Source organism: Moorena sp. SIO1G6, from assembly GCF_010672795.1.
Taxonomy (GTDB): domain Bacteria; phylum Cyanobacteriota; class Cyanobacteriia; order Cyanobacteriales; family Coleofasciculaceae; genus Moorena; species Moorena producens.
The window spans coordinates 17,606-28,042 of record NZ_JAAHFZ010000075.1 but is presented as its reverse complement, the minus strand read 5'-3'; the positions used below and the strand labels follow the sequence as shown (position 1 = coordinate 28,042).

Below are 10,437 nucleotides of genomic sequence, written 5' to 3'. Positions count from 1 at the left end.
CTTGTGAGTAGATTTTTTTCTGGGTCATAATTGGGATTTTTCTTGACTACCCCATTTACCCAGATTTTTCTGTTTTGTCCAACCCCTTCCCTACTTACTTTTCAACCACTTGTGTCCGTCAGCAAGCCCATTACCTATTACCTATTACCTATTACCTATCTCCAAAGTAAAAAACCTACCCTTGTCAGGGGGTGTGGGTTCCCTGTTTCAGAGCATCTAGAGCAGTTTTTAATCCCGGTTCCGGTTGATGAAATGTCAGCTTACGGCTTGAAGATTGGATCACAATATTTCCCTCAACAGGGGTGAGGGTAATTTCGGGTTTAAGGGAAACAGTTAAGGATGAGAAATTCATTAGTAAGGCTGCATTTAACCTTAACCCAAGCTGACAACAGATAACGAGAATAATTGTTGCGCGTTAGCAACACCCTATGTTAAATTTCATCGGGATTAATGCCCAGCTGTCGTAACCGTTCTGGGAGTTGTTCAGCTCGTTGGTGTTCGAGTTGAGCTTTTTCTTGTATTTCCTAGGTTGCAAAAGCAAGTTCTGATCACAGGCAGCAATCAGTCCAACTTTTGATGCACTGAGGAAACAGATCACAAAACATGATCATGTGCAATTTACGGATATCACCTATTTAAAATTGTTAAATTTCCGCTGAAATTTCAGTAATTATATCGAGGCCACAGCAGCTTAAATCAGGAAATCCTAGATTAGGTCAATAACAAGAGTTTAACTAGATGAGTTAAAACCAGCGGAAAATCAGGGTGCGATCGCTTAGCTGAATAAATTACACTAATTAAAGAAAAAGCTATAGCACTACCCATTAAGATGTTTGACATTCCATAACTCCGAAACGTAAGTAATCGCTTACTTTTAGGTGCGACCCGTGGCGAATTTAATTCGCCGAACGCGCCCCGCGTCTCCTACGGAGAACGGAAAGCGCACCTTTGACTTCTGACCCAAGAACCTTGCTGACTTGCGCGTAGCGCTATATGTTCTCACTCGGGAGATTGACTGACTAACTATGGCGGGTTTTCACTTGGCCTTTAGCACAATCAAGTTTAGGGGCACACACCGTGCGCCCTTAAACTTGATTGGTGTTTCAGTTGATTTGTATTTAACTCCCTATCGTCTGAGAGGTTGTCTGAGAAGTCTCATTTGCTACATCCAAGCCCCCGTTGGTCCCCCAATTCTGGGGGACTTTTAGAAGCAAATTGACTCTTGTTCCCCCCAAGCGAGGGATTGCTCGCTTGGGGGGTCAGGGGGGCAAAATTCAGTATCAAAAAACTTGGGAGATATCCTCTGAGTAATCTCTCTATACCCGATTTGTTCTTAAAAACGTGTTTAGCTTAATTTCCCGATTCCAATTATTCATCCCGGCCAGTCATGAAATCTTTATTGAACTATCTCCAAGCGATCGCAGCCAATGTGGGTTCAGAAAGCCTACCCTATCCTCTAGGGAAAATTTTCCCTTCCCAGTTTCCTCGCCATACACTGATTGGCAGTGTGATGTTAGTCAGTGCGATCGCCGGTTACGCTACTCCAGTATGGGCTGATGCCCAACTCCAGTTGGTAAAAGTCGCTAATGATGCCGATGGTCAGATCGTGACAGAAGTTCCATCAGGACAAGAATTTATCTACACCATCCGCGTCTCCTGTAGTGGGGATGAGGACTGCCAGGATGTGGTGATTACTGACCAACTCCCTCCTCAAATTGATTGGTCTTCTAACAATGTCAGCATCCTTCCTGGACGTCCTGCTACTGTCAACTATGACGAGGATACAGGACTGGCTACCGTTGAGTATAATTCACCGATTCCAGCAGGTTCCCCTGTCAACTTGGAGATTCGAGTCCAGTTTCCCCCCGGTACGACTGTAGACAATACACCAGCGATTAACCAAGCCCAAGGGACGAGTGCTAATGCAGGGAATGCCACCTCCAATGCTCTAACGGTTACCTCTGATGTCGATTCAAACGCTGCTTTAAATAAGTGGACATTGGAGAAAAATCGGGTGATTCCTAGCAATGGTGATCCGGCTCTTGATTCACCAGTGACCTATGAGCTTGAGCTTTGCCATGCCCAGAATCTTGAGAGTGGTATCAACCTACAAAATGTAGTTGTGCAAGATACTCTTCCGGTTGGGTCAAGTTTTGTTAGTGCTACCAATGGGGGTACCCATAACTCCGGGGTTGTCACTTGGAATGTGGGTAACCTCAGTATTCAGAGTGGCAGAAATTGTTTCAACGCACAAGTCTCTGTTGAGTATCCTAGTGGTACCTTCAACACTACTGGTGCCAATAGTACTGTGATTAACCCAGCTACCGCAACAGGAGAACTGATTGATGGCACCGAGTTGAACTTAAATGGTGAGGCTGAACATGGTTTTACAGACCCGAACTATCAAGGCACATTTAATTCTAAATCATTCTCGGGTCAGGTGGCTATTGGCAATGAATTTGAGTTTCGGCTTGACCCAAGAAATACCGGTAATGTACCGATGACTACTCTAACAGTCACTGACGACCTAGATCAAGTCAATGACGATGGGATTAACCTCTTAGATCAGGTGCGGGTCACTAAAATTAGCACAGGCAGATACAACAATTACACCGGGGATGTGATTGTCCGCTACAAAACTAATCTCAACCCCTTGACAGCCGGTACCTCACACCCTCAGAACACCACCCTCACCATTGGGACGGACATCACCTTAGGAGCAGGGGAATACATTACAGGGGTTGAGTTCGAGTACACCAATGTACCAGTAGGTTTTCAAGCTACAGCAAGCAGTAATCGACCAAAACTGTTTGTAGAGGTTCAGCCTGACCGCTCGATGGGGGAGACGATCAAAAACTGTGCCCAACTGACTTGGAAGCCCAATTCACCAACAGACCCCCTGGAAAAGTGCCAACAGACAGAAATCTCGGCATTACAAGCCATCGTAAATCCAAACAAAAGAGACGAAACTCAGAGTGGTCCCTATGCTCCTGGTGACACCATAGAATTTCGGCTACAGTTTCGCAACGAGTCGAGCGCTACCGCAGATTATGTCAATCCCATTATTGCCGATTTACTGCCAGCAGGGCTTGACTATGGGGGTGCCTGGAGGTTTGATAGTGTGGGATCAAGTACTGTGCCCGATAACGCTGAGATCAACTTCGAGGCGATTCCGAACTACAACGGCACCGGTCGCACCTTGCTGCGTTGGCAAATTACAGGAACCCAAATACCAGAGAATAAGTGGCTCAGAATCTATGTCGATACAGTAGTTGAGCAGGGGGTGAGTACAGGTTCGTTGACTAATGAATTATTCATCATGTCCAACGATAGTGTGTTCGATTGCAACAGTAGTAACCGCAGAAGTCAGGATACGGTTGATGTGGATGGGGATGGCATCACCGATGAGACTATTTGTCGAAGAACAGCAAACGTTGAAGTAGCTGCGATCGCAACCCTCGATTCACAAAAGGTAGTTCAGGGTGAGGTCGATACCAGTTTCTCCACTAGTGGCACCACGGTTCCGGGGGGACAGGTAGATTACCAGCTCACTATCACCAATCAAGGCACGGTGCCGATGACTAATATACTGGTAGTCGATATGTTGCCTGCCATCGGCGATACTCAAGTGCTCAATACTAGTTCAGCCAGGGGTTCCCAATGGCGTCCTAATCTCGCTGGTCCGGTTACCGTGGCAATTCCTGGTGTCACTGTTGAATACACCACCAACTCCAATCCTTGCCGTCCCAATCCTAGTGATGGTCAAGACCTCAATTGGCCTAGTGGCTGCGTCGATGACTGGAGTACTACCTTTCCCAGTGACCCCAGTGCGGTTACCGCTCTGAGGTTTAACTTGGGTAACCTGGTTCTCGACCCCCTAGAGTCGGTGATGCTGAACTGGCCGATGCGAGCACCGGCTGGAGCACCAACCAACGGCGAGATTGCCTGGAATTCCTTTGCTTTCGTCTCTACACGAACGGATCAATCCGGTGCCGCAGCTACCCTGTTACCCGCAGAACCCCCCAAAGTCGGAATTCAAATTCAACCCCCCACCCCTGCAATCATTGGAGACTTGGTCTGGGATGACCAAAACGGTAATGGGATTCAAGATAATAGTGAACCAGGTATCAATGGGGTGCTGGTTGAGTTGTGGCAAGACGGGGGTGATGGTCAACCTGGTACCAGTGACGATAGTTTCTATGGTTTTACCTTAACTGCTCCGGATGGTACCGGTAATGATGGCGCTTACCTTTTCTCGGAAGTGCCAGCCGGAGATTACTTCGTTAAATTCATTCCCCCAGACAACCTAAATCTCTCTCCTCAAGACCAGGGTGGTGATGAGACCGCTGACTCCGATGCTGATCCCAATACTGGACAGACAAACGTCTTTAGTGTCAACCAGACTACAGACACCCGTGATTTCGATGCTGGACTAACCTCTGTAGACCCAACTACCGCTAGCTTAGGTGATTTCGTTTGGTTGGATACCGATGACAATGGTACTCAAGATGGGGGTGAAGTTGGTGTCAATGGCGTCACTGTTGAACTCTATGATACTGGTAACACTCTGATCGACTCGACCCAAACCAGTAATGACTTCAATGATAATCCTGGTTTCTATCGCTTCCGGGACTTGACACCAGGCACCTATTATCTAAAGTTCATTGCACCCCCTGGTCATGCTTTCTCTCCCCAAGACCAGGGTGATGACACTCTCGACTCGGATGCTGACGCTACTGGACAAACGGCTAACATTACCTTGAATGCTGGAGACAGTAACCAGGATGTAGATGCAGGAATAGTACCTCAGCCGATCTTAGGGGATTTTGTCTGGATTGATAATAATGGTGATGGACTCCAAAACATTGGTGAATTGGGTTTCAATGGTGTGACGGTTAACCTTTATAATCCTGGTGCTGATGGTCAACCTGGTGGCGGGGATGATACTCTACTTGAAACTACAGTGACTACTAACGATGTGGCTGGTAATCCGGGTTTCTACTCCTTTTCTGGCTTAGCAGCAGGAAACTATTTCTTAGAGTTTATTGCTCCCTCTGACTATGAAATTGGTTTCCAAAATGTGGGCAATGATGACACGATTGATTCTGATGCTGATCCAACTACGGGATATACCGAAGTGTTTGCTCTGGGTGCATCGGAAGACAAACGAGACCTGGATGTGGGGATGATTGCCCTTCCAGTTACATCTACTGGTGAAGTATCGGGTACTCTCTACCAAGACGACAATCCCCAAAACGATACTTTTGACAATGGTGAATCTACTTTACCTGCCAACATTAGGGTAGTCTTATACCAAGACGTTAACAGTAATGATGTTATCGATGCTGGTGATACCCAAGAAGCCACTACTGATACTGATGATAGTGGGAATTACAGCTTCACCAGCTTAGAGCCAGGGAAATACATTGTGCAAGTCGATACCAACGATACTGAGATACCAGATGAGTTGATGTTAGGAACCTCTAATGATATACCGATTGAGGTGACTACTACTGCTGTGACTGATATTAACTTTGGGTTTGATGTTGAAAGTCTCCCCAACGTGATACTGGTCAAACGTATTACCGCTATTAAGCGCAAAGACAGTAATGTTTGGGAATCGTTACCTACATCTGGCTCACCTTTTGTTGATGGTATTGATAGTCCTGGTACTGACAATCATGTTGGAAGCGATCGCGCTCCTGAGGATAATGACCCTAACTGGCCTAATCCCAATGTATATCTGCGGGGATTAATTAACTCTGGCACAGTCATGCCAGGGGATGAGTTGGAATATACTGTGTACTTCCTCTCCAATGGCAGCAATTACGCTAAGAGCCTGCGTATCTGTGACCGAGTTCCGGCAGAAACTACTTTTATTCCGGATGCCTTCAATCAAACTGCTGGTTTCCCAGCTAGTGATGTCGGGATTGCCTTGTTCGAGACTACCGATCCTTTACCCACCAGTGGTTCAGCTGAACCGAATATCTATCTAACTAATATCCCCGATAGCGATCGCGGTCGCTATTACTCACCAGGGACCTCAGTGCCCGCAGGATGTAATGTATCTGTCAACCAAAATGGAGTTGTGGTGGTCGAAGTCGGAGATGTGCCCGAAGCTACTGCACCAGGAGAACCGCCAAATTCCTATGGGTTTATCCGATTCCGGGGTCGGGTCAAGTAAACTGTTACCCCGTCAGTTCTCTGGAATTCGCTAACTTATGATAATAAGAGCAGGCTCCGAGAGGAACTAATTATGATAGCTAGCACAGCTACTTACCAAGTTACCTGGGAAAAGTTACCAAAAAATTTGGGTAATCGCGCCCCGTCCTTATAGGACGGTTTTTTTTGAAATTAAGACTTGACGGTTTTCTAACATCGTGTTATTATAGATGCCTAACGAAAAAAAATTAATGGTCTAGATAAACATGATCTTAAAATAAGTAGATGATGTAAAAAATAAGCTAAGAGATAAGCTTATTGCATAATCAAATCTAACGATTTGGATATCTACGAAAACCCTATGATCAAGAAAAAGTTTATCTAACTTGTTAACTAGATTAGGTACGGTGGGGCACACCGAAACCTGGGTCATAGACCAAGTACGCTTGTGAAGAGGAGACCTCTATTTTTTCTGGCTCCGGCCTGGTTAAACAAGTCACCCCGTGGAAGCAAGAATCCCCGTCCTTCCAGGGCGGGGAGTGTCAACTGATGATTTCGTTCTTGACGACGAACCAGTGGATAATATCAATCAACCATCCCTGGCTGCTGCTCTGACACAAAGTTTGGAAATTGCTGGCAAACTACCAGCTAATGCCCTGACTACTACCAATTATGGCATCTGTGCCACTTTGAATGGCAAAATCGTGGTAAAAGCACCAGATTGGGGATATGTGCCATCAATTCGGGTGTCAAGAGAAGAAGTTAAACGTAATTATACCCCAAGACTTCAAGGGGATATTCCTGCTATTGTCATGGAATTTCTCTGTGATACTGAAGCTGGGGAGTATTCCAACAAGCCAACCTATCCTCCGGGCAAGTGGTTTTACTACGAGCAAGTGTTACAGGTTCCCAACTATGTCATTTTTGAGCCAGACACTGGCGAAATAGAAGTCTATCGGTTAGATGATTCAGGACGTTATCAACTCGAACCACCCGATGCCAATAACCGTTACTGGATTGATCAAATGAGCTTATTTCTGGGTATCTGGCAAGGAACTAGGGAAAACCGAACTGGTTACTGGTTACGTTGGTGGGATCAGCAAGGAGAACTGTTGCTGTGGGGTTCGGAGTTGGTCATCCAGGAACAGCAACGAGCTGAACAGGAACGGCAGCGAGCCGAGAAATTGGCAGCGCAGCTAAGAGCAGCAGGCATCGAGCCAGAGGGATAATTCCTCAACTGGAATATCATATCGATTCCGGTAGCATCGCTCTTGTCAAGCTTGGGTCATTGGTCATTGGTCATTGATCATTGGTAAGCTATCAGCTATCAGCTTATGCGCTACGCGCACGCTACGCGAACAGCTTTCAGCTTATGCGCCTTTGCCAAAGGCCACGCTATGGGAATGGCTGATGGCTGTTCGCGCAGCGTGAGCTAAAAGCTCACGGCTGACGGCACCTCAAGCAGCGTGCGCGTAGCGCATATGCTTACGATCATTGATATTTGATCTCTTACTCAGTTCAATGGAAAAAAGAAACGCCAACCAAAAATTATTTAACACTTAACCAACTAAACATTTCGGCAACAGATAATTTCCAATCTTTAATACTATCTAACACAGGTAAAATTTCTTCATCTGATTTTATTTCTGGCAATTGATTCGGTTGAAATATCATCACTGATTCATCTTCAGGATCAATTAACCAGCCTAAGTCTGTTCCCTGGTTCAGACAAAACAGAATTTTTTTGATCACTTTATTCGCAGATTGTTCAGGAGAAAGAATTTCGATTACCCAATCAGGATAAAGCTCAAATTTATTGGCTATTCTTCCTTTTTCTGTTTTCGGAATACGATTCCAACTAAATACTGTAATATCTGGAACAATAGAACGTCCCCCAAAAGTACATCTTAATTCAGTAAAAGCATGAGCATTTTTTTTCGGTAAAATAAGTTCATTAATCGCTGTAGCAAGACGAGTTTGTAAGGTACTATGTTCTCCTTGAGGAATAGGTTTTTGTTGAATTTGTCCATTGACATATTCAGTAGCAGGTTTGGTTTCAGGAAGTTCTAAAAATTCCGCCAGGGTTAACGTTTGTCTAATTTGATTCACAGCAACCATTGATGACCTCCTGTTTCTTAGATTTTAACTGTTGCTGGATTCAGTTCCAGTTATGCCCACCAGAAAAGCGATGCTCGGTACGAGCCGCTACGCGAACGCACTCTACAAGATCCGTTTACTCTTTCAACCAATCAAATATCTCACCCACCTTAAGCTGCACTGCTTCGGCAAACTCTGGCACGGGCAACACTACCTCTAAGTTCTCAAACAGTTGCACGGATTTATCGGCACTATAGACAAATATCAAGGACTCTTCCGGATCCAATAACCACCCCATCTTAGTACCGTTGTCGAGACAATGGAGAATGTTGCGAATGACTTTGGTTTGGTTCTGCTTGGGGGATAAGATCTCGATAGTCCAATCTGGATGTAGATTGAACGAATTGGCCACTTGGCCATCATGATCACGAGGAATCCGTTCTGTACGAAAGACGGCAACGTCTGGGACAATTGATCGCCCACCAAAGGTACACCGCAGTTCGGGGAATGCCTGGGCAGTTCGCTCTGGCTTTAAAGCGAGTGTTAAAGCAAAACTCAATTCCCGTTGAAGGATGCTGTGCTTTCCTTGAGGCATAGGTTTTTGTTGAATTTGTCCATTGACATATTCACTAGCAGGTTTCGTTTCAGGAAGTTCTAAAAATTCCGCCAGGGTCAACGTTTGTCTAATTTGATTAACAGCAACCATTGATGACCTCCTGTTTCTTCGATTTTAACTGTTGCTGGATTCAGTTCCAGTCATGCTCACCAGAAAAGCGATCGCATTCTCCAAAACGCGATCGCATCTTTCATTCACTACAACCATCGCACTACAAAAGCTAGATTTGCTTTAAGATATCATGGATGTTTGGGATCTTGCTTAAGCAACTCATAGTTCTTATCTGCTAATTCTTGAATTTCCTGTGGCAACTGACGGTAGTATTCCCAAAACTGTGAAGTATTGAAATGCTTTAAATTTCCTGGCACTTTCCCTCTCTGAATTCTTGCCTTGCTTGTTTAATTAGATGATCTAGCTTGCCAGATTCAAAGTCTTCCTCAATTTGCTTATCCCATAGAGATTCATAGAATTCATCAAGCCATTGAACCAGATCTGTTAACTCTCCCGTAGAGAGTTTCATTACTGCTTCTTTGATTTCTGCAACACTCATAAAATGCCATCGCCTTTATCTACTGCATCTATAATTATAATAGTGATATTCCATACCGCCAAATTGGGTAAGGGATGCAGGGTAAACGCAATAATCAATAAGGCTGCATTCTTGTTAACACTATTAATATAAATTGCAATAGCGCTGATAATCAGGGCTTAATATTATCCTAATCCTTGCCCTATATTACATTTTGGCTCAATTTTTATGGCGCTTACCCTGATAACTATAGCAGTCCTAAATTAAAATAATTACCTAAGTACAAATAATTTTACATTCACTACTGACGACAAGCCATAGCTTTTAACTACATCCGAGTTTCCAGTTACCATTGGCAACTTCATGATTCTGGGGTCCATACAGTTTGATCCCCTTGCCCCCAAAAGCCATCATATTTGCTAAGACAAACATCACCTAAAACCTTTGTCTGACAGGCTAAGCGGCGATTTGCTGTCGGAGAATGGGGCGGAAGCGATCGCCTAGCTTTATCTTTCCAATTTGGCTCGGATACTTCCCCGTCTATCTCAACCGCACAGGTACCACAGCTGCCTAATCCTCTACAGTTAATTACTTTAGCGTTGCCGTTGTATAGGGCAACCCCATGCTCTAGTAAGACCTTGCGCAGATTACTGCCCTGGTCACATTCAAAGCTTTTTCCTTGTGCTGTTACTTTAGGCATTATTCAAGATTACTCCTTATCTGTAGCTTATTTTTTAATACAATTGGATGCAGCTATGTTTAATGTTGTGAACAGAGCCAATCTGGCAATACACCAAGGTGCTCTTATTGTTTGATGGTTCTAGATAAGCTGCGTTTATAAATATCTAGATTTTAGATAGTTTGGTCGAGTCCTCTGTCTTGATGCAAAGCGCGAGTGGGGGAAACCCCCGCATTAAGGCGCTGCATCCCTTGATACCCTTGATCTATCAAGGCTTAAGAGATGGGTAACCTTCCTACACTGCTAAGCGCGGGTAAATGTCGGAAGGTTATCTGCGTGCCTTGCCCTTGACTA

8 protein-coding genes are annotated in these 10,437 nt (G+C 44.8%); 2 read left to right on the top strand and 6 right to left on the bottom strand.

Annotation, left to right across the window (positions count from 1 at the left end; translation table 11 throughout):
- Positions 1–184 precede the first annotated feature (184 nt).
- Entirely contained in the window at positions 185–352 is a 168-nt protein-coding gene (locus tag F6K63_RS33105; protein WP_008187239.1) for a hypothetical protein, read from the bottom strand.
- Between the two features lie 1,035 nt (positions 353–1,387).
- Here F6K63_RS33105 and F6K63_RS38120 point away from each other — a divergent pair.
- Positions 1,388–6,184, top strand: a complete 4,797-nt coding sequence (locus F6K63_RS38120; protein ID WP_287314496.1) for an SdrD B-like domain-containing protein — start codon at positions 1,388–1,390, stop codon at positions 6,182–6,184.
- A 517-nt stretch (positions 6,185–6,701) separates the two neighbouring features.
- Positions 6,702–7,391: a Uma2 family endonuclease gene (locus F6K63_RS33095; protein WP_287314495.1), complete on the top strand. Its 690-nt coding sequence runs from the start codon at positions 6,702–6,704 to the stop codon at positions 7,389–7,391.
- A 319-nt stretch (positions 7,392–7,710) separates the two neighbouring features.
- Here F6K63_RS33095 and F6K63_RS33090 read toward each other — a convergent pair whose 3' ends face one another.
- The 5 genes from F6K63_RS33090 to F6K63_RS33070 form a co-directional block, all read right to left on the bottom strand.
- The gene (locus F6K63_RS33090; protein ID WP_071105701.1) at positions 7,711–8,280 is read right to left on the bottom strand and encodes a Uma2 family endonuclease; all 570 of its coding nucleotides are present in this window, start codon (positions 8,278–8,280) and stop codon (positions 7,711–7,713) included.
- 115 nt (positions 8,281–8,395) lie between these two features.
- Positions 8,396–8,965, bottom strand: a complete 570-nt coding sequence (locus F6K63_RS33085; RefSeq protein ID WP_071105702.1) for a Uma2 family endonuclease — start codon at positions 8,963–8,965, stop codon at positions 8,396–8,398.
- Between the two features lie 149 nt (positions 8,966–9,114).
- Positions 9,115–9,243 (bottom strand): hypothetical protein, encoded by a 129-nt coding sequence (locus F6K63_RS33080; protein ID WP_267875688.1) that lies wholly within the window; start codon positions 9,241–9,243, stop codon positions 9,115–9,117.
- The gene (locus F6K63_RS33075; protein WP_008187253.1) at positions 9,228–9,425 is read right to left on the bottom strand and encodes a hypothetical protein; all 198 of its coding nucleotides are present in this window, start codon (positions 9,423–9,425) and stop codon (positions 9,228–9,230) included. The genes F6K63_RS33080 and F6K63_RS33075 overlap by 16 nt, the downstream gene beginning before the upstream one ends.
- Positions 9,426–9,765: 340 nt before the next feature.
- A complete protein-coding gene (locus tag F6K63_RS33070; protein ID WP_071105703.1) occupies positions 9,766–10,104 on the bottom strand; it encodes a 2Fe-2S iron-sulfur cluster-binding protein in 339 nt (112 codons plus the stop codon).
- Positions 10,105–10,437 lie beyond the last annotated feature (333 nt).

Bases quoted from the DNA above. Each gene is read 5' to 3' on its own strand.
- F6K63_RS33105 (WP_008187239.1), bottom strand. From the start codon at position 352: ATGAATTTCTCATCCTTAACTGTTTCCCTTAAACCCGAAATTACCCTC.
- F6K63_RS38120 (WP_287314496.1), top strand. From the start codon at position 1,388: ATGAAATCTTTATTGAACTATCTCCAAGCGATCGCAGCCAATGTGGGT.
- F6K63_RS33090 (WP_071105701.1), bottom strand. From the start codon at position 8,280: ATGGTTGCTGTGAATCAAATTAGACAAACGTTAACCCTGGCGGAATTT.
- F6K63_RS33085 (WP_071105702.1), bottom strand. From the start codon at position 8,965: ATGGTTGCTGTTAATCAAATTAGACAAACGTTGACCCTGGCGGAATTT.
- F6K63_RS33075 (WP_008187253.1), bottom strand. From the start codon at position 9,425: ATGAGTGTTGCAGAAATCAAAGAAGCAGTAATGAAACTCTCTACGGGA.
- F6K63_RS33070 (WP_071105703.1), bottom strand. From the start codon at position 10,104: ATGCCTAAAGTAACAGCACAAGGAAAAAGCTTTGAATGTGACCAGGGC.